The following is a 22,487-nucleotide window of genomic DNA, read 5'->3' on the forward strand; positions in this document are numbered from 1 at the left end:
TCCAAAATAAAAATGGCCGGGATCGCTCCCGGCCATTCTCTTTTTGCGATCGCCTTACTGGCGCGGCGGCGTGGTGCCGGGCGGGGGCGGCGGCAACGAGGCCGTGCCACCATTGAGCAGCGGCGTGATGCGGCGGACGGTGACGCGCCGGTTGATGCGGCTCGGCCCGTCGGTCTGCTCCTTCAGGTACTGCTTGCCGTAGCCCTGCGACGTCAGGTTCTCCGCGGGCACGCCGAACTGCTGGGTCAGCAATTCGGCCGCCGACTGCGCACGGCGATCCGACAGCGACAGATTGTCGACGTCGTTGCCGACCGCGTCGGTGTGTCCCTCGATCAGGAACACCTCGCGCGGGTTGCGCTGGATCGCACGGTTGAGACCGTCGGCGATCACCTGCAGCCGCGCCGCCTGATCCGGCGGAATGGTCCACGATCCCGTCTCGAAGTTGATCGTGTTGACGTCGATGCTCGGCATCGCCATGCGGACGTTCGGCGAGTAGCGGATCTCGTCGAGCGAATAACGCCGCTCGATCCGCTGCACCGGCGGTGCCTCCATGGTCTCGTAGATCACGTCCGGCGTCGCTTCCTGGGCATCGACGATGTAGCGATCATAGGGAATGTTCACGACCGGCGGCGGTACGTCGACATAGAAGCCGCCGACCGCGCGCGGATCGCGGTAGCTGTTGTCGATGATGACAAGCTCTTGCCCGCGGGGGTCCCGGCGGATTCGGCGGAGCAGCGAGCCGTCCGGACCGACCACGGTGATCACCTCGCTGCCATCGGGACGGATCACGACGGTGCGGGTTTCGCCGCCGACAGTCTCGGTGCGGATGTCGCGGGCACCGTAGCGGAAGCGATAGAGATCGTTGCCGCGGACGTATTCCTGCCCGCCCGGGTCGCGGATGATGATGCGATCCGGCTCGGTGTAGACGGTGCGACCGCCTTCGACGACCTCCTGCCGCTGATTGCGGTAGTCGGCGATGGTAGCGCCGATCACGGCACCGGCCACGACGCCCGCGCCGAACGCAAGCGGCGTCAGGTCACGCTGCGGCGGACGCGGCGGAGGCGGCAGCGGAGCGGCAATGGTCGGCGCGGCGCGGAAGGCCGGCTGAACCGTCGGCGGGGCGTATTGCGCCTTGTCCGGCGGCGGTGCTGCGGCTGGCGTCGCAGGGACGACAGTCGGCGCCGCGGCGCCGGGCGGCGGCGCCGGCGGACGCGGCCCGGCGCCGGCCTGCGGTGCCACAGGCGGCGCACCGGCTGCCGGCGCGCCGGCAGGCGCTCCACCCTGACGTCCGGGAGGCTGGGTCACCGCGCCGCCGGGAGCCGGCGTTGCCGTCGGGGCCGGGGTGGCGCCTGGAGCGGGTGTTCCTGCGGCCGGCGGTCCACCGGGGCCGGGACGTCCGGACGGCGTCGTCGGGGTGCCACCTGGCGCCGGCGTGGCGCCTGGAGCGGGTGCCCCTGCAGCCGGAGGAGCGCCGCCGGGGCGTCCGGGCGGCGTGGTGCCGGGCGCCGGCGTCGCGGTCGGAGTGGTCGTCGGGGCAGCAGGCGTCGTGGCCGGGCGAGCTGCCGGTGCTGCGGGCGACGGAGTGGGCGTCGGGGTCGGAACTGGCGTCGCCGCCGGCGCAGGCCGTGCGGCAGGTCCCGCTGAAGGTGGTGTGGCTGCCGCAGGCGGAGGCGGAGGTGTCGGCGAGGTCGCCGGGCGCGCCGGTGCTGCCGCGGGCGGCGGAGTCGGCGTCGGTGCGTGCTGCTGCGGGGCTGCCGCTGGAGGCGGCGGCGGTGTCGGAGCGTGCTGTTGCGGAGCCGCGGCCGGAGGCGGCGTCGGCGCCTTGGGGGCAGCAGGCGGCGGCGGGGGTGGCGGCGGAGCCTGATGCGTCGCGGGCGGCGGAGGCGGTGGCGTCGGACGTGCGGGCGCAGCAGCCGGCGGAGGTGCGGCGGGCGGATGCGGCGGGGCAGCCGCCGGCGGCGGCGCGGCCGGTGCCTTGGGCGGAGCAGGGGGTGGTGCGGCTGGCGGAGGCGGTGCCGCCGGGCGCGCGGCGGGCGGCGGACCCTTTGGCGCTTCCTTCGGAGGCTGCTTCGGTTTTCCGTCAGGGCCCAATTCTGGCTGGGCCTGCGCGACCACGAGCGGCGGCGCGCTTTGCGCATGCGATGCGGAGCTTGCAAATTGCATCGCGGTCAGAGCCGTCGTGGCAAGCAGCAAGAGACGAAGGTTGGTCATGTGGTTCAACTTCCCCGGAAGGTTCTTTGACGAAGTCTTGGTTTGACGAAGTGTTGGAATGAACGGCTACGCGTTAGGCCGCATTGTGGCGGGCGAAGCGGTCGCGGCCCGATTTATTTCTGCACGCAAATCACGTCACTATGACAACGTTCATTGCGCATTCAGACGCATGTTGCAATCGCCTCACATGTGATCGCTCGCGTCTCACATGTGATGCTGCGACGAATTGGCATCCGTCGCGGGATTCGGCGTGAGCGGACCGCTCGGTCCGCGCGACGGAATCTCTTCGGGCATGCGACCCGGCAATTCATCGGGCCGCGGTGATTCGCCGGGCTCGCGCACCGGCGGCGTGATTTCAGGCTGCGGATTGCCCGGCGGAATTCCGGGCGGTGGCTCGCTGGGCGTGCCGGGTGTCGATGGCGGTATCTCGGGCGGTTCAATCGGCATCGGCATCACAAAGATCAGTTGTCCGGACAACGACAACGATGATGCCGCGCCGATGTTCCGAGAGCATGATCCGGAAAAGTGCTGAGCGGTTTTCCGAGAAGATCATGCTCAAACAACGACCTGAAGCGCGATGAGATGGCCTCATCGCGCTTTGGTCGCGCCGCGCTATTCCGGTGCGTGACAGACCGCCTCAATGTTGTGGCCGTCGGGGTCCAGCACGAAGGCGCCGTAATAGTTCGCGTGATAATGCGGGCGGAGGCCGGGCGGCCCGTTATCGCGACCACCGGCGGCCATCGCAGCCTTGTAGAACGCATCGACGGTGGCGCGGTCCTTCGCGAGGATTGCGACATGCACCGGCTTGTTCATCGCGCCTTCGCCGCCGATCCAGAAGTCGGGCTTGCCGCCGGCGCCGAATCCGGCTGCCGCGGCGTGACCGGTCTGCGCCTCCGTCACCTCTATGATCAGGCTGTAGTCGAGCGGAGCCAGTGCCTTGCTGTAGAACGCTTTCGCGGCCTCATAGTCGGAGACGGAGAGGCCCAGGTGATCGATCATCGTAACCTCCGTGGTTCGTCGTCAGCGTGACAGGAACGTATTGCTTCGTGTCTTGCGCGCGATCGTAAAGCCGCGCGCGACCATGTCGGCGATACAATCCTGTTGCCACTCGTTTTGTGACAGATGCTCGATCACGACCGCGCGGGGCCACAGCGCCTGCGGCGCGTCGCGGAAGAAGCCGATCAGCACGCGGTCCTCAAAACCCTCGACGTCGATCTTGAGCGAATCGACCTGTGTGACGCCGGCCTCGTCCAGAATGCGCGTGAGCCGCAGCGACGGCACCTTGATCGCATCAGTGCTGGCCGGGCCGGTGACGACGTGCGTGGCGCCGAGATTGCCGCCGCCGCTCTCGATCATCAGCTCGCCGTCGCGATCGCCCGCGGCGGCCTGTACCAGGCGCACCTGCGTCGCCTTCGATGCGGCGTGATTGAACGAGAGCCGTCCAAACGTCAGCGGATGCGGCTCGATCGCGACCACCTTGCCGTTGGTGCCGACCTGCCGCGCCATCACCAGCGCGAAGGTGCCGACATTGGCGCCGACATCGACGAACGTGCCGCCGGCTTGCGTGTGCTGGCGGAGGAAGTCGAGCTCGTCGAGATTGTAGTCGGGGTTGAACAACGCGCCGCGTTCGGTCGCGCTGCCCTGGTGATAGAACCGGAACGAGGCGCCCTGATATTGCACGTCGATCGGGCCGCCGCGGAGCAGATTGACCAGCCGCGACATCCATGGCCGGAACGCGCCGCGCTTCAGCCCCGATCCCTGCGTGAGGCGAATGATCGCGGCCTGCGCGGCATTCGGCGCAAACGCGCCGAATGGCGCGGATGAAAGGGCATTGTCGGGCGTCAAGCAGGCGATCCTCGTTGCAGGCGGCGCATGCATAGCCGGTTTTGCGGTGAGCTACAATTTCAGTGTCATCCCGGCGAACGCCGGGATCCATAACCCCAGGGAGGCGTGTGACGCGAGACTCCCACTCCGAGTCTTCGCCAAACTCCTCCCTGTGGGTATGGGTCCCGGGTTCGCTTCGCGCCCCGGGACGACGGAGAGAGAGTGCTACGCCGCCTTTTTCGCCGCCGGCTTCCGCTGACGCAGGAATCGCCCAAGCAGCTTGCGCTTGCCCTTGCGCGGGATCAGGTCGATGTCGCTGACGAGCTTGGCGCCGCCCTTGCGGCGCTCCAGCACGATCTTGCGGCTGTGGAACGCCTCGAGCTCGACACGATGCGCGACGCTGACGATGGTGGCCTCTCGCAGTTCGTCGGTGACCATCTTCATCATCTTGTCCTGGCTCTTCTCGTCGAGTGCGGAGGTCGCCTCGTCCAGCACGACGATGTCGGGGCTGTGCAGCAGAAGCCGCGCGAAGGCGAGGCGTTGTTTTTCGCCGCCTGACAGCGTCTGGTCCCACGGCCCTTCTTCCTCGATCTTCTCCTTGAGATGGTCGAGGCCGACCTTGTGCAGGGCTTCGCCGATCTCCTCGACGGTCCAGTCGTCCTCGGCGCCGGGATAGGCCACTGCACGGCGCAGGCTGCCTGAGGGCACGTAGGGCCGCTGCGGCAGCATGAACAGCCGCCGGTCGGGATGGAAATTGACGCTGCCGTCGCCCCATGGCCACAGGCCTGCGATGGCGCGCACCAGCGTGCTCTTGCCGGTACCGGATTCGCCGGCGACCAAAAGCCGCTCGCCGGGCTCGATCGCCACCTCGGTCTCGCCGACCACGGCGGTGCCGTCGTCGAGCGTGACGGAGAGATCGTTCAGCTCCAGCATCGTCTCGTTGCTGGTCTCGCCGCGCTTGATGCGGCCGAGGCCGTCGCCCTGCTCGGCGCGCTCGAGGCCGTCGAGCGACATCATCAGCGAGGCGATGCGGCGGGCGCAGGCGTTCCAGTCGGCGAGACGCGGATAATTGTCGACCAGCCAGCCGAACGCGCTCTGCACGATGGTGAAGGCGGAGGCCGCCTGCATCACCTGCCCCAGCGTCATGCTGCCGTCGAGAAATTTCGGCGCGCAGAGCAGGAGCGGGACCACGGGCGCAACGAGGCTCGAACCCTGCGACACCAGCGTCGTGCGCATGTGCTGGCCCGCGAGCCGCGCCCACTGCCGCAGCACGCTGGTAAAATTGCGGTCGATGCCGCCGCGCTCTTCCTCCTCGCCGCCGAGCAGCGCGATGCTCTCGCCGTTCTCACGCACGCGCGTCAGCGTGTAGCGGAAATCGGCCTCCGCCTGGTTCTTGTCCTCGGAGACCTGCACGAATTGACGGCCGATCACCAGGATCGAGCCCGAGGCGATGCCCGCATAGAGCATCGCGGCGATCACGAGGAAGCCGGGAATGGTGATCGACGATCCGCCAATCGTAACGGTGAGCGCGCCGCCGATGGTCCAGAGCACGATGATGAAAGTCGCGGCCGACAGCAGGGCCGAGGTCACGCCGGCGAGGAAGTCGACCGGCGAGTCCGTTGCGACGCGCAGATCCTCGGCGATGCGGTATTCCGGATTCTTGTGGTCGCCGCCGACGAGGTTGAGCTGGTAATAGCGCCCGTTGGTGAGCCAGCGCGTCAGCACGCTGTTGGTGAGCCAGGCACGCCAGCGCCGCTGGATGCCCATGCGGGCAAACACCTGCGCGACGCCGAGCACGATGCTGCCGATCGCGAGCGGGAAGAACACCGCGGTGAGATGGAAGACCGTGGTCGCATCGCGCTTCTCGATGGCGTCGAAGATCGCGCGGTTCCAGACATTGATGCCGTATTGGAAGCCGACGGTGAGGACGATCAGCACGACGAGCCCGATCGAGAACGGCCAGGCGAGGCGGTCGCCCTTGCGTGCCCAGAAGCCGCGCGCGCTGATCCAGAACCGCGTCAGCAGATAATCCTTGCGCGCCTGCTCGATCTCTTCGGGCGAGAGGTCTGAATCAGGCTCGACCACTTCGGGCGGCGGCGGTGCGATCGCATCGCCGTCCTCGCCCTTGATGTCGACGATGGGCGGCTTCCTGCCCTGTTCGCGCTTTGCGGCTGGCTTTTGCATGGCCGGATAACGCCAGACAAATCAGCCGGTTCCGTTGAGTTCCGCTGGGCCGATCACTCGGCAGCGCCGTCACGCACCCGCTTCAGCCGCGCCGCCTGGTGCAGGACCCGCGACAGCTCCTCGATCGAATAGGGCTTTTGCACGAGCTCGAAGCCGGCGACGCCGTCCTGGGACAAAGCGTGGCTGTAGCCCGTGGTCAGCACGATTGGCACGCCGATGCCGCGATCGCGGATCGCCTGGGCCAGATCGAGCCCGGTCATCCCGGGCATGACGACGTCGGAGAACACGACGTCGAAACGATCGGTAGCGCCGACCAGCTCGGTGAGCGCATCCGTGGCGTTGTCGACCAGCGTGATGCTGTAGCCGAGCTCGGTCAGTCCGTCGGCGGCGAAATTGCCGAGCTCGATATTGTCCTCGACGACCAGCACCGACATGCCGCTGCCGGCGACGGCCGGCGCCGTGGTCGGCGCCTGGCTGCGCGGCAAGAGCGCCGCCGGCACGCGCGGCAGATAGAGCGAGAAGGTGCTGCCCTGGCCGACTTCGCTCATGACGGTCACCTCGCCGCCGGATTGCCGGGCGAAGCCGAACACTTGCGACAGGCCGAGGCCGGTGCCCTGGCCGACCTGCTTGGTGGTGAAGAACGGCTCGAAGATGCGGCCCAATTGGGCGGCGGGAATGCCGATGCCGCTGTCGCTGACGGCGACGCAGACAAATCCGTGACTTCCCGAGAGGTGCGCCAGCGTGTCCGGAACATTCGTCGCCGCGTGCACCGTGAAGACGATCCGGCCCTTGCCCTGCATGGCGTCGCGCGCATTGGTCGCCATGTTGATCATGGCCGTCTCGAACTGGCCGGCATCGGCATTGACGAGGCAGGGCTCGATCGGCAGCTGCGTGACGATTTCGATGGCCGGTCCGAGCAGCGTGGCGAGCATGTCGCGCAGCGACTGCATGCGGTCGCCGATGTCGAACACTTCGGGCTTCAAGGTCTGGCGTCGCGCGAAGGCCAGGAGCTGCGAGGTCAGCTTGGCCGCGCGCGCGACCGCCTCGGCGATCGCCGTGATGTAGCGCTGCCGCCGTTCCTCGCTGATTTGCGGCCGGTTCAACAGATCGACGGACGCGCGGATCACGGTCAGGAGATTGTTGAAATCGTGCGCGACGCCGCCGGTGAGCTGGCCCAGCGCCTCCAGCCGCTGGCTGTGCTTGAGTGCGTCCTCGGCTTCGCGCCGCCTGGCCGCCTCGGTCTGGAGAGTCTGGGTGCGGCGGAAGGCGAAGGCCAGCAGGATGAACAGCAGCGCGGTCGCGGGCACGCCGAACACCAGATGCTGGCTCATGGTGGCGAGCCAGCGCGCGCGGATCGCCGACGTCTCGAGGCCGGCGCTGACATAGATCGGATATTCGGCGACGCGCCGGTAGCCGATGCGCCGCTCGATCCCGTCCGACGGCCAGGCGATGGTCATCAGCCCATGATCGGGATGGGCCGCGATGCTCCGGCCGACCGGACCGTTCGGGTCGAGCTGGATCTGGTGGTCGAGCCGCGGGAAATGCGCCAGCAGCACGCCGTCGGTGCGCCCCATCGCGAAGAAGGAGCCGGGATCGGTGCCGATCCTGGCGTAAAAGCTCTCGAAATATTCCGGCAGCACGGACGCCTGGATCACGCCGGTGAAGCTGCCATCGTCGGTTGCGCGGCGGCGGCTGACGCCGAAGAAGCGCGCACCCTGGTAGGGCTGCCGCGGCGTCAGCGAGGCGCCGATGAAGGTGCCGATGCTCTGGTCGACATGGGCATAGAAGTAATCGCGGTCGGCAAAGCTCTGATCCGGCGCCGGCGACGCCAGACTGTTGACCAGCGATTTGCCGTTCGCATCGAAGATCCAGGCCGATTTGAGCTGCGGCAGCGCGTCGGTCAGTTGCTTCAGGCGCCGGTGCAGCGCGCCTTCCCGCGACCGGATGACGTCGTCGGGAAGGTCGCGCACGACCTCGTTGATCTCGGCGAGGCTGCGGTCGATGGTCTCGAACACCTTGAGCGCGTGCTCATGGGCGACATCGAGCGTGCGCTCGATCTCACGGTCGGCGATGTCGCGCGTCGAATTGTAGGAGATGGTGGAGGCGATGGCGAACAGCGCAATCGGCAGCGCCAGGGATGCGGCCATCATCCACTGCAAGAGTCTCAGCGAATTGCGTTGTGCGCCCTGCAAGGTCGCTCCCGGTCCCCCGACGGGAAGCTTACTTGAATCTGACGCCGGGAAGGAAGCGACTTATGGCTGGAACCGGAGGTTGTGGTCCGTCGATTCGCCCGCGACGCGGGATAAGGTAAATTTTACCCGAAGCAGGCCCGGTCGTAGCATACCCCGGCCATCCTGGCCGGGGGACTACAGCGTGATCAGCGCCTAGATCTGGCGCTCGACCATCTTGAGCTTGAGCTCGGCGATGGCTTCGGCCGGGTTGAGGCCCTTCGGGCAGGCCTTGGCGCAGTTCATGATGGTGTGGCAGCGATAGAGCCGGAACGGGTCCTCGAGGTTGTCGAGCCGCTCGCCGGTGGCCTCGTCGCGCGAATCGGACACCCAGCGGTTGGCCTGCAGCAGCGCGGCCGGACCGAGATAACGGTCGCTGTTCCACCAATAGCTCGGGCACGAGGTCGAGCAGCAGGCACACAGGATGCACTCGTAGAGGCCGTCGAGCTTCTCGCGATCCTCGTGGGTCTGGCGCCATTCCTTCTGCGGCGTCGGCGAGGTCGTCTTCAGCCAAGGCTCGATCGAAGCGTACTGGGCGTAGAAATTGGTGAGGTCGGGAACGAGATCCTTCACCACCGGCTGATGCGGCAGCGGGTTGATCTTCACCGCGCCGTCCTTCACGTCGTGCATCGAGCGGGTGCAGGCCAGCGTGTTCTGGCCGTCGATGTTCATGGCGCAGGAGCCGCAGACGCCTTCGCGGCAGGAGCGGCGGAAGGTCAGCGACGGGTCGATGTGGTTCTTGATCCAGATCAGGCCGTCCAGCACCATCGGACCGCAATCGTTGGTATCGACGTAATAGGTGTCGACGCTCGGATTCTTGCCGTCGTCCGGATTCCAGCGATAGACGCGAAACTCGCGCGTCTCGGTCGCGCCCGCGGGCTTCGGCCAGGTCTTGCCGCCGGTGATCTTGGAGTTCTTCGGAAGTGCGAATTCAACCATTTCGATAAGGCTTTCGCTGTTCGCTCAGTACACGCGCGCTTTGGGCGGGATGTACTGCACGTCGTTGGTCATGGTGTAGTCGTGAACCGGGCGGTACTCGATCTTGACCTTGCCGTTGTCGTCGAGCCAGGCCAGCGTGTGCTTCATCCAGTTCTTGTCGTCGCGCGCGGAGAAGTCCTCGCGCGCATGCGCGCCGCGGCTCTCGGTGCGGTTGGCGGCCGAGTCCATCGTCACCACCGCCTGCGAAATCAGATTGTCGAATTCGAGCGTCTCGATCAGGTCCGAATTCCACACCAGCGAGCGATCGGACACGGCGATGTCGGTGATGCCGCTGTGGACCTTCTCGATCAGGTGCTGGCCTTCGCTCAGCACGTCGCCGGTGCGGAACACGGCGCAGTTGTTCTGCATCACATGCTGCATGCCTTCGCGCAGCTTTGCGGTCGGCGTGCCGCCCGAAGCGTAGCGATAATGGTCGAGGCGGCCGAGCGCGAGATCGGCCGAGTTCGCCGGCAGCTCGGGCTGCTTGGCGTTCGGCGTCAGCTTCTCGGCGAGACGGAGCGCCGCGGCGCGGCCGAACACGACGAGATCGATCAGCGAGTTCGAGCCGAGGCGGTTGGCGCCGTGCACGGAGACGCAGGCGGCTTCGCCGATCGCCATCAGGCCCGGGATGATGGCGTTGTCGTCGCCGTCCTTCTTGGTCAGCACTTCGCCGTGATAATTCGTCGGGATGCCGCCCATGTTGTAGTGCACGGTCGGCACGATCGGGATCGGCTCGCGCGTCACGTCGACATTGGCGAAGATTTTTGCGGATTCGGAGATGCCCGGCAGGCGCTCGGCGAGCACCGCGGGATCGAGATGGTCGAGATGAAGGAAGATGTGGTCCTTCTTCTTGCCGACGCCGCGGCCTTCGCGGATCTCGATGGTCATCGCGCGCGAGACGACGTCGCGCGACGCCAGGTCCTTCGCCGACGGCGCATAGCGCTCCATGAAGCGCTCGCCCTCGGAATTGACGAGGTAGCCGCCTTCGCCGCGCGCACCTTCGGTGACGAGGCAGCCCGAGCCATAGATGCCGGTCGGGTGGAATTGCACGAACTCCATGTCCTGCATCGGCAGGCCGGCGCGCAGCACCATGCCGCCGCCGTCGCCGGTGCAGGTGTGCGCCGAGGTGCAGGAGGCGTAGGCGCGGCCGTAGCCGCCGGTCGCGAGGATGACGGTCTGGGCGCGGAAGCGATGCAGCGTGCCGTCGTCGAGCTTGAGCGCGATGACGCCGCGGCAGGTGCCCTGGTCGTCCATGATCAGGTCGATGGCGAAGAACTCGATGAAGAACTCGGCCGCATGACGCAGCGACTGGCCATACATCGTGTGCAGCATGGCGTGACCGGTGCGGTCGGCGGCGGCGCAGGTGCGCTGCGCCTGGCTCTTGCCGAACTCGGTGGTCATGCCGCCGAACGGACGCTGGTAGATCTTGCCGTCCTCGGTGCGCGAGAACGGCACGCCCCAATGTTCGAGCTCGTAGACCGCGTCGGGTGCGTTGCGCACCATGTATTCGATCGCGTCCTGGTCGCCGAGCCAGTCCGACCCCTTCACGGTGTCGTACATGTGCCAGCGCCAGTCGTCCTTGTGCATGTTGCCGAGCGAAGCCGAGATGCCGCCCTGCGCCGCGACCGTGTGCGAGCGGGTCGGAAACACCTTGGTGATGCAGGCCGTCTTCAGGCCGGCTTCGCTGCAGCCGACCGTGGCGCGCAGGCCCGCGCCGCCGGCGCCGACCACGACGACGTCATAGGTGTGGTCCTCGATCGGATAGGCTTTGCCGTTGGTGGCGGGAGCGCCGTTGCCCTTGCCATTCGTCGCATTGGCCATGGGTTACACTCCGGATGACAGTTGGAGAATCGCGTAGATCGACGCGAGCGCGACCGCGATCGAGAAGAAATTGTTGAGCATGATCGTCGCGAGCTTGAGCTTCTCGTTGTGGACGTAGTCCTCGATCACGACCTGCATGCCGATCTTCATGTGCCAGGCGCTGGCGATGATGAAGAGCACCATGATGATGGCGATCGGCAGCGAGCCCAGGATCTGCTTCGCATAGGCCTGGTTGCGGCCGAGCAGCATCATGATGACGACGATCACGGGGAGCATCAGCAGCACCATCGCCACCGCCGTCAGGCGCTGGCGCCAGAAATCGGACGTGCCGGAATGCGCGGCGCCGAGGTTGCGGACGCGGCCGAGCGGGGTGCGCATGCTGCGCTTCGGCGTATCAGCCGTGCTCATCGTCCACCTCCGGTCGCGTAGGCAATGATCCAGATCAGCACCGTCAGGGCGATGCCGCCGATCAGGGCGCCCCAGGTCAGCGCTTCGCGCTCATTGGCCTTGAAGCCGTAGCCAAGGTCCCACACGAAGTGCCGGATACCGCTCAACATATGGTGCATCAGCGCCCAAGTGTAGCCGAACATGATCAGCCGGCCGATGATGCTGCCGGTGAAGGCCTGGACGTGGGCATAGGCGGCCGGGCCGGAGGCTGCAGCGATCAGCCACCAGGCCAGCAGCAGGGTTCCGACGTAGAGGGCGATACCGGTGGCGCGGTGGACGATGGACAGCGCCATCGTCAACGTCCAGCGGTAGACTTGCATGTGTGGTGAAAGCGGTCGTTCGATCCGTGCGGTCATGGGCTTTTGATGTTTATGGCGGCCCAGCAGGGGGCGCGCGGGGATCGCGAAAGGTCGGCTCTATTTACGGAGTCGATTTGGCCGGCGCAATCACCAAATCGCCATAAATCGAATCGTCGTTCAGCCTTACGGCGTTGATGCAACAAGCCAATCAGGGCCTTGGTATACCAGATCGATGGTGCACCGACGAACAATCGAACATTAATTCACTCTTTATGGCGGTGGGCGAGGCCCATTGAAATTACTATTGGAACGGCTCTAAGCCGCCGCGCGCCCGCCACGGTTCGAACCAGTCAGTTCATGCGCCCCGAAGCAACGCGGTTCACCGACGGACCATCCGCGATTTCCGTCCTGCGCATCGATTTTCCGTCCGGCGGCGGATATGCGCAACTTGCATTCCACCCCAGCCGGAAGGCGCGTCGTGTCGACCGCGCAGATCGGATCGCCTACAGCTTCATGCGCAACTCATTCCGAACGGACGAATCGGAGACGTTGCGGCCGGTTGTCGGGGCAGGTCCGGGTGATTGCAGGTCTTGATATTCGTGAACTCGTGGAACTCGCGCTGCTGCTGATCGCAGTCGGCGCGCTCTCCGGGTTTCTGGCCGGTGTGTTCGGCATCGGCGGCGGCGCGATTCTGGTGCCGGTGTTTTACGAATGTTTTCGCATTGCCGGCGTGCCGCTGGACGTGCGCATGCCGCTTTGCGTCGGCACCTCGCTTGCGGTGATCATCCCGACTTCGATCCGTTCATTCCAGGCGCATTACAAGCGCGGCGCCGTCGACATGACGATCCTGCGCGTGTGGTGGCTTCCGATTCTGATCGGCGTCGTCGTCGGCAGCGTCGTCGCGCGCTACGCGCCGGAGCGGCTGTTCAAGATCGTCTTCGTCTGCGTCGCCTATTCGGCGGCGGTCCGCCTGATCTTCGCGCGCGAAGGCTGGAAGCTCGGCGACGATCTGCCGAAGGGCCCATTGATGCGCGTCTACGGATTCTGCGTGGGCATTCTGTCGACGCTGATGGGTATCGGCGGCGGCCTGTTCTCGAACCTGCTGATGACGTTCTACGGACGTCCGATCCATCAGGCGGTCGCGACCTCCTCGGCGCTCGCGGTGCTGATCTCGATCCCCGGCGCGCTCGGCTACATCTATGCCGGCTGGCCCGCGGCGGCGACGTACCCCAGCGTCTCCGCGCTGCAGATTCCGTTCGCGCTCGGTTATGTCTCGCTGATCGGTGCCGTGCTGGTGATGCCGATGAGCCTCGTGACGGCACCGCTCGGTGTGAAGGCCGCACATGCAATGTCGAAGCGGACGCTGGAGGTCGCGTTCGGATGCTATCTGTTTATCGTCGGCAGCCGGTTTGTGATGAGTTTGGTGGGTGGGCAGTAGCCGCCGCGAGCACCGGCATCGTAGGGTGGGTTAGCGCAGCGTAACCCACCACTTCTGTCGCTGCGGAAAGTTAAGAGGTGGGTTACGCCTTCGGCTAACCCACCCTACGGACTCCGAACTAGTCCTTCAACCGCACTTCGCTGTGGAACCACGATTGGAGATCGCCGATGCCTTCGATGCGATCGGAATCGGAAAGCACCTTCAATCGCGCGGCAATCATCTTGTCTTCGATCGGCAATCCAAGCTCTTCGCAGCGTTCCATCACATAGGAGACCATCATGGCGGTCTTCCGCCAGGTCGACTTCATGACCGAGAAAATGATCTCGTCGAATTGCTGCTCGGTTACCCCAGGCGGGAGTTGCACCTCGTCCCACGTGACTTCGCAGATATACCTTAGCGGCTCCCGATCGGATTTTGGCGGCTCCAGATCCGGATGCTGATCGTAGATCGGCTGGAGCAGCTTGTCCTCAAGTGCGCCAACGATTCCGTCGAGCCATTCTTCGAGCTCAATCCGCTCGGTCTTGCCAAGTGCTGCGATGGCCATTCCGGCCTGGTCGAGGGCCTTGTAGGCATCAAGAAGGTGGTCGTTGATCCGGACAGCCTGCGCGCGCTTCATGCATCTCCAGCCTTGGAGCACTTGCTCCTCACTTCTTCGCGTAAATATCCTTGTAAGTATCCCGCAACACGTTCTTCTGCACCTTGCCCATGGTGTTGCGCGGCAGCTCGTCGACGACGAAGACGCGCTTGGGCATCTTGAACTTTGCGATGCGTCCGTCGAGTGCCTTCAGCACCGCGGCTTCAGTTACATCGGCACCCTTGTTGCAGACCAGTACCGCCGTGACGCCCTCACCGAAATCGGCATGGGGCACGCCGATCACGGCGGACTCCACCACGCCGGGCATGGCGTCGATCTCGCTCTCGATTTCCTTCGGATAGACGTTGAAGCCGCCGGAGATCACGAGGTCCTTGCCGCGGCCGAGAATGTGGACGTAGCCCTTGTCGTCGATCTTGCCGAGATCGCCGGTGATGAAGAAGCCGTCGGGCCGGAATTCCGATTTGGTCTTCTCCGGCATGCGCCAATAACCCCTAAACACGTTCGGGCCTTTCACCTCGATCATGCCGATCTGCTCGCGCGGCAATTCCTTGCCGGTCTCGGGCTCGGTCACGCGCACGGAGACGCCGGGGAGGGCGAAACCGACCGCGCCGGGAACGCGCTCGCCGTCATAGGGGTTCGACGTGTTCATGTTGGTTTCGGTCATGCCGTAGCGCTCGAGCACGGCGTGGCCCGTGCGCGCCGACCATTCGCGATGGGTTTCGGCGAGCAGCGGCGCCGAGCCCGAGATGAAGAGCCGCATGTGCTTGGTCGTCTCGCGCGACAGCGCGGGATTTTGCAGCAGGCGCGTATAGAACGTCGGCACGCCCATCAGCACGGTGGCGCGCGCCATCAGCTTGATGATCAGGTCCGGATCGAGCTTCGGCAAGAAGATCATCGACGCCCGCGAGAACAGCGTCACGTTGGTCGCCACGAACAGGCCGTGCGTGTGATAGATCGGCAGCGCGTGGATCAGCACGTCCTTGTCAGTGAAGCGCCAGTAATCGACCAGCGAGAGCGAGTTCGACGCAAGATTGTCGTGGCTGAGCATCGCGCCTTTGGAGCGGCCGGTGGTGCCCGACGTGTAGAGGATCGCGGCAAGGTCGTCGTTTGCGCGGGAGACGGTCGCGAATTCGTGGCTCGCCTTGCCGGCGGCTTCCGTCAGCGAGCCCTTGCCGTCGGGCCCTAATGTCTCGACCTTGGCCTTCACTTTGGCGGCGATCGGCGCGAGGCCTTCGGCCTTGGAGGGATCGCAGACCACCAGCGACGGCTCGGCATCGCCGATGAAATAGTCGAGCTCGTTCAGCGTATAGGCGGTGTTGAGCGGCAGATAGACCGCGCCGGCCCTGACAGTGCCGAGATACAGCACGATATTGGCCACTGATTTCTCGACCTGCACCGCGACGCGGTCGCCGGGCTTCACGCCGCGCGCGACCAGCACATTCGCCATTTGGCCTGCCCGCGCGATCAGATCGCCATAGCTGATATGGGCGCCGTCCTGCGTCTCGATGGCGAGGCGCTTGGGATCGTCGAGGCCATCGAACAGGCGGGAAAACAGATTGGCGTTGGCAGCTGGGTTCATGCAAGATTTCCTCGACCGCAAGGCTTGTACGACAAAGCTCGTACGACAAGGCCGGTCAAAACCGAGGGCTGGATTAGCAAAAACCGCCCCAATGAAGCAACGGAGACAGTTTGCATGACCAAAAATGGGAAACGCGTAGCCTGGGTCACCGGCGGCGGCAGCGGGATCGGGGAGGCCGGCGCCGAGGCGCTTGCGGCCGATGGCTGGATCGTCGTGGTCTCCGGCCGGCGGCAGTCAGCCCTGGATACCGTGGTTGCGAAGATCGCCAAGGCCGGCGGGGCTGCCGAGGCGCTGGCGCTGGACGTGTCAAACGCGACCGAAGCCCAGAAGGCGGCCGATCACATCGTCGCCAAGCACGGCCGCATCGACCTGCTGGTGAACAATGCCGGCATCAACGTCCCCAAGCGCAACTGGAAGGACATGGAACTGGAGGGCTGGGACAGGCTGGTCCAGGTCAATCTCAATGGCGTGCTCTATTGCATGCGCGCGGTGCTGCCGACGATGCGCAAGCAGCAGGACGGCTCGATCATCAACGTCTCGTCCTGGGCCGGTCGCCACGTCTCCAAGATGCCGGGGCCCGCTTACACCACGACCAAACATGCGGTGCTGGCACTGACCCATTCCTTCAACATGGACGAATGCGTCAATGGCTTGCGCGCCTGCTGCCTGATGCCGGGCGAGGTGGCGACGCCGATCCTGAAGCTGCGCCCGGTGGTGCCGAGCGAGGAAGAGCAGGCGAAGATGCTGCAGTCGGAAGATTTGGGACGCACCATCGCGTTCATCGCCAGCATGCCGCCACGTGTCTGCATCAACGAACTCCTGATCAGCCCGACGCACAATCGCGGGTTCATTCAGACGCCGAACAACAGGGATTAGCGGAGGCACACTGCCGCAACGGCGCGCTGCTGTAACGGGCACGCTGCCGTAGGGTGGGCTAAGCGAAGCGAGCCCACGCATTTTTCGTGATCGAGACAGATCGTGGGCACGGCGCTTCGCACCTTTGCCCACCCTACGGCACCTGAGTTTGGAGCGCGCGCTCACCCCACACGGTCACACCGCCCCATAGTTTCACGCATCACAATAAATTATTCCTCGAAACCCCTTCGCAAACCGTCCCGTAGTTCGGCCAACGACGCGCTGCTGCTTCACGTCAAACGGTCGCAGTCGCCGTTGTTGCCCCAACGCAAACGCCGGCGAATCGCCGGTCACAATCCAATCGGGAGTTTCTCCATGTCGAAGCGCATTGCCTATCTCACCGCTGCTGCCTTCAGCGCGCTGGCCATCACCGCGACCGTCATCGCGCCCGCTCGCGCCGAGGAAAAGACCGTCATGGTCGGCGGCGCCGCGATGTTCCCGTCGAAGAACATCGTCCAGAACGCCGTCAACTCGAAGGATCACACCACGCTTGTCGCGGCGGTGAAGGCGGCCGGTCTGGTGCCGACGCTGGAAGGCAAGGGCCCGTTCACGGTGTTCGCGCCGACCAACGCCGCTTTCGGCAAGCTGCCGGCCGGCACCGTCGACACCCTGGTCAAGCCTGAGAACAAGGCGACGCTGACCAAGATCCTCACCTACCATGTCGTGGCCGGCAAGCTCGAGGCCTCCGACCTGACCGACGGCAAGAAGCTCAAGACCGTCGAGGGCGAGGAACTGACCGTCAAGAAGCAGGACGGCAAGGTCTGGATCGTCGACGCCAAGGGCGGAACCTCGATGGTGACGATCTCCAACGTCAACCAGTCCAACGGCGTGATCCATGTGGTCGACACCGTGCTGATGCCGGCAACGTAACACCGCGCACCCCTGTTTCATCCCCCCGCAGGATGCGGCGAAACAGCGAGCCGGGGAGACCCGGCTCGCTTTATTGTGACCGCCATGGCCGGCGATTCGTGTCCCGGCCCGGCGTAACGAAGGCGGGCGGAGCGGCGTATAATCGCTGACACACGACGTTCAGGACGGAACCATCATGTCGAGCCTTACAGTCACGGACGAGCACATCGGCGCCAAGCCGGCCAAGGCGATCCAGCCGGTCTGGGTCCGCGTGATGCACTGGACCAATGCGGTCGCCATGATCCTGATGATCCTGTCGGGCTGGCAGATCTACAACGCCTCGCCGCTGTTCGGCTTCAGCTTCCCGCGCGAGTACACGCTGGGCGGCTGGCTCGGTGGTGGTCTTCTCTGGCATTTTGCGGCGATGTGGCTGCTGATGGTGAACGGCCTCGCCTATCTCGTGACCGGTTTCGTCTCCGGCCGTTTCCGCAAGAAACTGCTGCCGATCACGCCGGCGGGCGTGCTCCACGACGTCAGGGCGGCGCTGACCTTCAAGCTCAGCCATGACGATCTCAGCGTCTACAATTACGTGCAGCGAGCGCTCTACGCCGGCATCATCGTCGTCGGCGTCCTGATCGTGCTGTCCGGCCTGTCGATGTGGAAGCCGGTGCAATTGCACTGGCTGGTGACGCTGTTCGGCGATTACCCGACCGCGCGCTACGTCCATTTCTTCTGCATGGCCGCGATCTGCGCCTTCCTGGTCATTCATGTGCTGCTCGCGCTGCTAGTGCCGAAGAGCCTGCGCGCGATGATCATCGGTCGCTAGAGCATGATCCGGAAAAGTGTGAAGCGGTTTTCCGGCAAGATCATGCTCAAACAAAAGATGTGAGAATCGATATGGCCAAGCGTCCCTTCCTGATCCCCGGCGTCGACAAGCGGCTGCTGATCAAGGACTCCCTCAAGACCATGCCGGACGTCACCCGCCGCCGTTTCATCGCCGGCGGCGCCAGCCTCGGCGCGTTGACGTTGCTCACCGGCTGCGACGTGATCGACTCGTCCTCGGCGGACACGATGCTGGCGAAGATCTCGAAATTCAACGACGCCGTGCAGGATTTCATCTTCAATCCCGACGCGCTGGCGCCGACGTTTCCGGAGAGCGCGATTACAAAGCCGTTTCCGTTCAACGCCTATTACGATCTCGATGATGCGCCCGAGATCGAGGCCGATGACTGGAAGCTCGAGGTGCGCGGCCTCGTCGACAACAAGAAATCGTGGACGCTGCCCGAGCTCACCAAGCTGCCGCAGTTCACCCAGATCACCCGCCACATCTGCGTCGAAGGCTGGAGTGCGATCGGCAGCTGGACCGGTACGCCCTTGCGCGATTTCCTGAAACTGATCGGCGCCGACACCCGCGCGAAATACGTCTGGTTCCAATGCGCCGACAAGGATGGCTACAATTCGCCGCTGGACATGCGCACCGCGCTGCATCCGCAGACGCAGATGACGTTCAAATACGCGGGCGAGATCCTGCCGCGCGCCTATGGCTTCCCGATGAAGATCCGCGTGCCGACAAAGCTCGGCTTCAAGAACCCGAAATACGTCGTCTCGATGGAAGTCACCAACGACTACAAGGGCGGCTATTGGGAAGACCAGGGATACAATTCGTACAGCGGAAGCTGACGGCTTGCACCGCTGCCGTAGGGCGGATTAGCGAAGCGTAATCCGCCATGCATCCGCGCTTGCCGAACAAAGTTGGTGGGTTACGCCTTCGGCTAACCCACCCTACAGCACCGTCTATCTGGCTGGCCCCACCTTCCTCTGCAGCAACGATAGCACCGCCCCCAGCGCCAGCAGCGCCGCCGAGACGTTCAGCGCGTAACTCAGGCTCCCGAGCGCATCGGTGATGGCGCCGACCACGATCGGGCCGAGCGTCTGGCCGACACCGAACGAGATCGTCATCGCCGCGATCGCGCGCGGCCATACCTCGCTCGGATAGTTGAAGCGCACGAAGGCGGTGGTCGAGCCGACCACGGCGAAGAAGGCGACGCCGAACACCACCGCCGAGGTCGCGAGCCACGCGGTCGAATGTCCGAGCATCGGCAGGCCGGCGCCGATCGCGTTGGTGCCGAGAATGATCGCGGTGGCGAGACCGCCGCGGTCGAGCGCGAGCACGCCGCGCCAGACCCAGGGCGTCACGAACGCACTCATGCCGATCAGGCCCCAGAAGCCGGCTTGCGCCGCCGCGCCGCCGCCGCCGTCGCGCACATAGGCGATCATGAAGGTCATGTAGGCGATGTAGCCCGCGCCAAACAGGAAGTAGGCGGCGAGATAGATCAATGCGGGAAGGATCCGGAATGAGCCGTGACCATCTTCCGAGAAACGCGCGCCGCTCTCGATCCGGACCAGGAACAGCGGCACGGTCATGATGGTCGAGAGCAGCGTCAGCGCCCACCACACCATCCACCACGAGCCGGGCCCGAAATATTGCAGCGTGAACGGCGCGATCAGCCCGGAGGAAAGAATGCCGATGCCGGGGCCGGCATAGAACAGGCTCAGCAGGAAATTGGCCCGCTCCGGGCGCGACTGCGCGATGGTTGCGGCCAATGCGCCGCCGGCGACGAACCCGGCCGCGGCCCCCAGGCCCAGCGCGAGGCGCGCCAGGCTCAGCGCGATGAAATTGCCCGTCAACGCGCAGGTCGCAAGCGCGGCGACGCAGGCCACGGTTCCGCCGCGGATCGCCGCCGCCCAGCCGACGCGCTGGATCAGCCGGGATGCCACCAGGGCGCCCACGAGGTAGCCGACGGCGTTGATGGTGTTCATGAAACCAGCCGCCGAGTAGGACCAGCCGAGGTCCTCCCGCATGTCGGGCAGCACCAGCGCATAGGCAAAACGGCCGATGCCGAGCCCGACGGTCGCGGCCAGCGACAGGGTCAGGATCAGCCGCGCGGGATGTGCGACGGGCGGGGGTCGATCTGGGGCGAGCAAGGGGTACTCCGGCGACCCTCAGTGTGGCAGGCCCTGCCCGGCTTGCACAGCCGCGCGGCGGCAATGGTGTCTTGCCAAGCGCGCAACGCCGCTCTAGCACTCCGGCCGAAATTCACGAGATGCCGTCATGCCCGGCCTTGTGCCGGGCATCCACGTCTTCGGCGCTGTTGAGGCAAGACGTGGATGGCCGGGACAAGCCCGGCCATGACGAAACGGAGGAAGAACGACCATGGCGACCCACAAATTGCTGCTGCTCCCCGGCGACGGTATCGGCCCCGAGGTGATGGGCGAGGTGAAGCGGCTGATCGATTGGCTCAATTCGGCCGGGATCGCCAAATTCGAGACCGATACGGGCCTGGTCGGCGGCTCGGCCTATGACGCCCACAAGGTGTCGATCTCCGAGGGCGACATGGTCAAGGCGCTCGCCGCCGACGCCATCATCTTCGGCGCGGTCGGCGGCCCGAAGTGGGACGCCGTGCCTTACGAGGTGCGCCCCGAAGCCGGCCTGCTGCGCCTGCGCAAGGATCTCGCTTTGTTCGCCAACCTCCGTCCGGCCGTCTGCTATCCGGCGCTGGCCGACGCTTCGAGCCTGAAGCGCGAGGCGGTCGAGGGTCTCGACATCGTCATCGTGCGCGAGCTCACCGGCGGCGTCTATTTCGGCGAGCCCAAGACCATCACCGATCTCGGCAACGGCCAGAAGCGCGCCGTCGATACCCAGGTCTACGATACCTATGAGATCGAGCGCATCGGCCGCGTCGCCTTCGAGCTTGCCAAGAAGCGCAAGAACAAGGTGACGTCGATGGAGAAGCGCAACGTCATGAAGTCGGGCGTGCTCTGGAATGAGGTCATGACCGCGGTCCACAAGCGCGAATATCCCGATGTCACGCTCGAGCATCAGCTCGCCGATTCCGGCGGCATGATGCTGGTGAAGTGGCCGAAGCAGTTCGACGTCATCGTCACCGACAATCTGTTCGGCGACATGCTGTCCGACATCGCGGCGATGCTGACCGGTTCGCTCGGCATGCTGCCGTCCGCTTCGCTCGGCGAAGTCGACGTCAAGAGCAAGAAGCGCAAGGCGCTGTACGAGCCCGTGCACGGTTCGGCGCCCGACATCGCGGGCAAGGGTCTCGCCAATCCGATCGCGATGATCTCGTCGTTCGGCATGGCGCTGCGCTATTCCTTCGACATGGGCGCGCTCGCCGACAAGGTCGACGCCGCGATCGCCGCCGTGCTGGCGAGCGGCCTGCGCACCGCCGACATCAAGTCGGAAGGGACGACCGCTGCCTCGACCACGCAGATGGGCGAAGCGATCCTGAAGGAACTGCAGAAGCTGCACGCTTAAGCGGCAAACGCAGCTCTCGTAGGGTGGGCAAGGCGGAAGCGTGCCCACGTTCTGAGTGCGATTAGAGAAAGATGGTGGGCACGGTGCGGTGCGCCTTTGCCCACCCTGCGGCACCTGCTCTCGGAGCCTGGCTCATGGACGCCTCTTCCCGCCCCAAGATCGCGGAAACCATCATCCATGAGACGGTGCGCCAGCGCGAGGCGCAGATCGGGCGCCGTTGCGAGATCCTGAGCCATACGCGCATCGAATACGCGACGCTCGGCGACTACTCCTATCTCGGCGAAAACTGCGATGTCGCCGACGCCGTGATCGGCAAGTTCACCGCGATCGCGAACTCGGTGCGCATCGGCGCGCCCAATCATCCGATGGGCCGCGCCTCGCAGCACCGCTTCACCTATGTCCCGGAATATTACGAGGCGAGCGCGTCGCGCGACCGCGACTTCTTCGCGGATCGCCGCGGCGATCGCGTCATCGTCGGCAATGATGTCTGGATCGGCCATGCCGCGATCCTGCTGCCGGGCGTCACGGTCGGCGACGGTGCGGTGATCGGCGCCGGCGCGGTCGTCAGCCGCGATGTCGCGCCCTATACGATCGTCGGCGGCGTTCCCGCGCGCGCCATCCGCAAGCGGTTTGACGATGCCGTCGCGGCCAGCCTGCGCCGCATCGCCTGGTGGGATTGGCCGGATCAGCTCATCTTCGAGCGCCTCGCCGATTTCCGCTCGGAGGCGATCGAGGAGTTTTGCCGGCGATACGATCCGGCGGCCAATTCATAATCTCCCAAAACAAAAAGGC

20 protein-coding genes are annotated in these 22,487 nt (G+C 65.3%); 7 read left to right on the forward strand and 13 right to left on the reverse strand.

Features of this window, described 5'->3' with window-relative positions:
* Positions 1 to 54: 54 nt before the first annotated feature.
* From QA645_RS01915 to sdhC, 10 genes are all read right to left on the reverse strand, one after another.
* A complete protein-coding gene (locus tag QA645_RS01915; RefSeq protein ID WP_283047811.1) occupies positions 55 to 2,211 on the reverse strand; it encodes an OmpA family protein in 2,157 nt (718 codons plus the stop codon).
* 204 nt (positions 2,212 to 2,415) lie between these two features.
* The gene (locus QA645_RS01920; RefSeq protein ID WP_283053634.1) at positions 2,416 to 2,658 is read right to left on the reverse strand and encodes a hypothetical protein; all 243 of its coding nucleotides are present in this window, start codon (positions 2,656 to 2,658) and stop codon (positions 2,416 to 2,418) included.
* A 165-nt stretch (positions 2,659 to 2,823) separates the two neighbouring features.
* Entirely contained in the window at positions 2,824 to 3,210 is a 387-nt protein-coding gene (locus QA645_RS01925) for a VOC family protein (protein ID WP_283047812.1), read from the reverse strand.
* Between the two features lie 21 nt (positions 3,211 to 3,231).
* Complete coding sequence (locus tag QA645_RS01930; protein WP_283047814.1) at positions 3,232 to 4,056, reverse strand: FkbM family methyltransferase; 825 nt, start codon at positions 4,054 to 4,056, stop codon at positions 3,232 to 3,234.
* Positions 4,057 to 4,260: 204 nt separating this feature from the next.
* Entirely contained in the window at positions 4,261 to 6,219 is a 1,959-nt protein-coding gene (locus QA645_RS01935; RefSeq protein WP_283047816.1) for an ABC transporter ATP-binding protein/permease, read from the reverse strand.
* 53 nt (positions 6,220 to 6,272) lie between these two features.
* Positions 6,273 to 8,411, reverse strand: coding sequence for an ATP-binding protein (locus QA645_RS01940; RefSeq protein WP_283047818.1), 2,139 nt, complete (start codon positions 8,409 to 8,411; stop codon positions 6,273 to 6,275).
* A gap of 192 nt (positions 8,412 to 8,603) precedes the next feature.
* The gene (locus QA645_RS01945; protein WP_254127580.1) at positions 8,604 to 9,386 is read right to left on the reverse strand and encodes a succinate dehydrogenase iron-sulfur subunit; all 783 of its coding nucleotides are present in this window, start codon (positions 9,384 to 9,386) and stop codon (positions 8,604 to 8,606) included.
* 24 nt (positions 9,387 to 9,410) lie between these two features.
* Positions 9,411 to 11,246 carry a succinate dehydrogenase flavoprotein subunit gene (gene sdhA, locus QA645_RS01950; RefSeq protein ID WP_254127582.1) on the reverse strand — a complete coding sequence of 612 codons (1,836 nt, stop codon included), beginning with the start codon at positions 11,244 to 11,246 and terminating at the stop codon, positions 9,411 to 9,413.
* A gap of 3 nt (positions 11,247 to 11,249) precedes the next feature.
* The gene (gene sdhD, locus QA645_RS01955; protein ID WP_254127584.1) at positions 11,250 to 11,654 is read right to left on the reverse strand and encodes a succinate dehydrogenase, hydrophobic membrane anchor protein; all 405 of its coding nucleotides are present in this window, start codon (positions 11,652 to 11,654) and stop codon (positions 11,250 to 11,252) included.
* Positions 11,651 to 12,049, reverse strand: coding sequence for a succinate dehydrogenase, cytochrome b556 subunit (gene sdhC, locus QA645_RS01960; protein ID WP_254127586.1), 399 nt, complete (start codon positions 12,047 to 12,049; stop codon positions 11,651 to 11,653). Before sdhC ends, sdhD begins: the two co-directional genes overlap by 4 nt.
* Positions 12,050 to 12,569: 520 nt before the next feature.
* Between sdhC and QA645_RS01965 the strand changes: the two genes are divergently transcribed.
* Positions 12,570 to 13,430: a sulfite exporter TauE/SafE family protein gene (locus QA645_RS01965; RefSeq protein ID WP_283047821.1), complete on the forward strand. Its 861-nt coding sequence runs from the start codon at positions 12,570 to 12,572 to the stop codon at positions 13,428 to 13,430.
* 118 nt (positions 13,431 to 13,548) lie between these two features.
* On the opposite strand, the gene QA645_RS01970 is transcribed toward QA645_RS01965, so the two are convergent.
* Both QA645_RS01970 and QA645_RS01975 read right to left on the reverse strand, forming a co-directional pair.
* Entirely contained in the window at positions 13,549 to 14,046 is a 498-nt protein-coding gene (locus QA645_RS01970) for a DUF3658 domain-containing protein (RefSeq protein ID WP_283047822.1), read from the reverse strand.
* Positions 14,047 to 14,074: 28 nt separating this feature from the next.
* Positions 14,075 to 15,604, reverse strand: coding sequence for a malonyl-CoA synthase (locus tag QA645_RS01975; protein ID WP_283047824.1), 1,530 nt, complete (start codon positions 15,602 to 15,604; stop codon positions 14,075 to 14,077).
* A gap of 114 nt (positions 15,605 to 15,718) precedes the next feature.
* Here QA645_RS01975 and QA645_RS01980 point away from each other — a divergent pair, with 114 nt between their 5' ends.
* The 4 genes from QA645_RS01980 to QA645_RS01995 all read left to right on the forward strand — a co-directional run bounded on the left by QA645_RS01980 (position 15,719) and on the right by QA645_RS01995 (position 19,048).
* Positions 15,719 to 16,480 (forward strand): SDR family oxidoreductase, encoded by a 762-nt coding sequence (locus tag QA645_RS01980; protein ID WP_283047826.1) that lies wholly within the window; start codon positions 15,719 to 15,721, stop codon positions 16,478 to 16,480.
* Positions 16,481 to 16,834: 354 nt separating this feature from the next.
* Positions 16,835 to 17,389 (forward strand): fasciclin domain-containing protein, encoded by a 555-nt coding sequence (locus QA645_RS01985; protein WP_194465444.1) that lies wholly within the window; start codon positions 16,835 to 16,837, stop codon positions 17,387 to 17,389.
* Positions 17,390 to 17,564: 175 nt separating this feature from the next.
* A complete protein-coding gene (locus QA645_RS01990) occupies positions 17,565 to 18,194 on the forward strand; it encodes a cytochrome b/b6 domain-containing protein (protein WP_254127594.1) in 630 nt (209 codons plus the stop codon).
* Between the two features lie 71 nt (positions 18,195 to 18,265).
* On the forward strand, positions 18,266 to 19,048 hold the full coding sequence (locus tag QA645_RS01995; RefSeq protein ID WP_283047829.1) for a molybdopterin-binding protein: 783 nt from the start codon (positions 18,266 to 18,268) through the stop codon (positions 19,046 to 19,048).
* 114 nt (positions 19,049 to 19,162) lie between these two features.
* Here QA645_RS01995 and QA645_RS02000 read toward each other — a convergent pair whose 3' ends face one another.
* Positions 19,163 to 20,353, reverse strand: a complete 1,191-nt coding sequence (locus QA645_RS02000; protein ID WP_283047830.1) for a YbfB/YjiJ family MFS transporter — start codon at positions 20,351 to 20,353, stop codon at positions 19,163 to 19,165.
* A 229-nt stretch (positions 20,354 to 20,582) separates the two neighbouring features.
* Here QA645_RS02000 and leuB point away from each other — a divergent pair, with 229 nt between their 5' ends.
* Positions 20,583 to 21,695 (forward strand): 3-isopropylmalate dehydrogenase, encoded by a 1,113-nt coding sequence (leuB, locus tag QA645_RS02005; RefSeq protein WP_254127602.1) that lies wholly within the window; start codon positions 20,583 to 20,585, stop codon positions 21,693 to 21,695.
* 134 nt (positions 21,696 to 21,829) lie between these two features.
* The gene (locus QA645_RS02010; protein ID WP_283047833.1) at positions 21,830 to 22,468 is read left to right on the forward strand and encodes a DapH/DapD/GlmU-related protein; all 639 of its coding nucleotides are present in this window, start codon (positions 21,830 to 21,832) and stop codon (positions 22,466 to 22,468) included.
* The last annotated feature ends 19 nt before the right edge of the window (positions 22,469 to 22,487 follow it).

The organism is Bradyrhizobium sp. CIAT3101 (assembly GCF_029714945.1).
GTDB lineage: Bacteria > Pseudomonadota > Alphaproteobacteria > Rhizobiales > Xanthobacteraceae > Bradyrhizobium.

Coding starts and splice junctions, on each gene's coding strand:
- QA645_RS01915 (WP_283047811.1), bottom strand. CDS start 2,211: ATGACCAACCTTCGTCTCTTGCTGCTTGCCACGACGGCTCTGACCGCG.
- QA645_RS01920 (WP_283053634.1), bottom strand. CDS start 2,658: ATGCCGATTGAACCGCCCGAGATACCGCCATCGACACCCGGCACGCCC.
- QA645_RS01925 (WP_283047812.1), bottom strand. CDS start 3,210: ATGATCGATCACCTGGGCCTCTCCGTCTCCGACTATGAGGCCGCGAAA.
- QA645_RS01935 (WP_283047816.1), bottom strand. CDS start 6,219: ATGCAAAAGCCAGCCGCAAAGCGCGAACAGGGCAGGAAGCCGCCCATC.
- QA645_RS01945 (WP_254127580.1), bottom strand. CDS start 9,386: ATGGTTGAATTCGCACTTCCGAAGAACTCCAAGATCACCGGCGGCAAG.
- sdhA (WP_254127582.1), bottom strand. CDS start 11,246: ATGGCCAATGCGACGAATGGCAAGGGCAACGGCGCTCCCGCCACCAAC.
- sdhD (WP_254127584.1), bottom strand. CDS start 11,654: ATGAGCACGGCTGATACGCCGAAGCGCAGCATGCGCACCCCGCTCGGC.
- sdhC (WP_254127586.1), bottom strand. CDS start 12,049: ATGACCGCACGGATCGAACGACCGCTTTCACCACACATGCAAGTCTAC.
- QA645_RS01970 (WP_283047822.1), bottom strand. CDS start 14,046: ATGAAGCGCGCGCAGGCTGTCCGGATCAACGACCACCTTCTTGATGCC.
- QA645_RS01975 (WP_283047824.1), bottom strand. CDS start 15,604: ATGAACCCAGCTGCCAACGCCAATCTGTTTTCCCGCCTGTTCGATGGC.
- QA645_RS01980 (WP_283047826.1), top strand. CDS start 15,719: ATGACCAAAAATGGGAAACGCGTAGCCTGGGTCACCGGCGGCGGCAGC.
- QA645_RS01985 (WP_194465444.1), top strand. CDS start 16,835: ATGTCGAAGCGCATTGCCTATCTCACCGCTGCTGCCTTCAGCGCGCTG.
- QA645_RS01990 (WP_254127594.1), top strand. CDS start 17,565: ATGTCGAGCCTTACAGTCACGGACGAGCACATCGGCGCCAAGCCGGCC.
- QA645_RS01995 (WP_283047829.1), top strand. CDS start 18,266: ATGGCCAAGCGTCCCTTCCTGATCCCCGGCGTCGACAAGCGGCTGCTG.
- leuB (WP_254127602.1), top strand. CDS start 20,583: ATGGCGACCCACAAATTGCTGCTGCTCCCCGGCGACGGTATCGGCCCC.
- QA645_RS02010 (WP_283047833.1), top strand. CDS start 21,830: ATGGACGCCTCTTCCCGCCCCAAGATCGCGGAAACCATCATCCATGAG.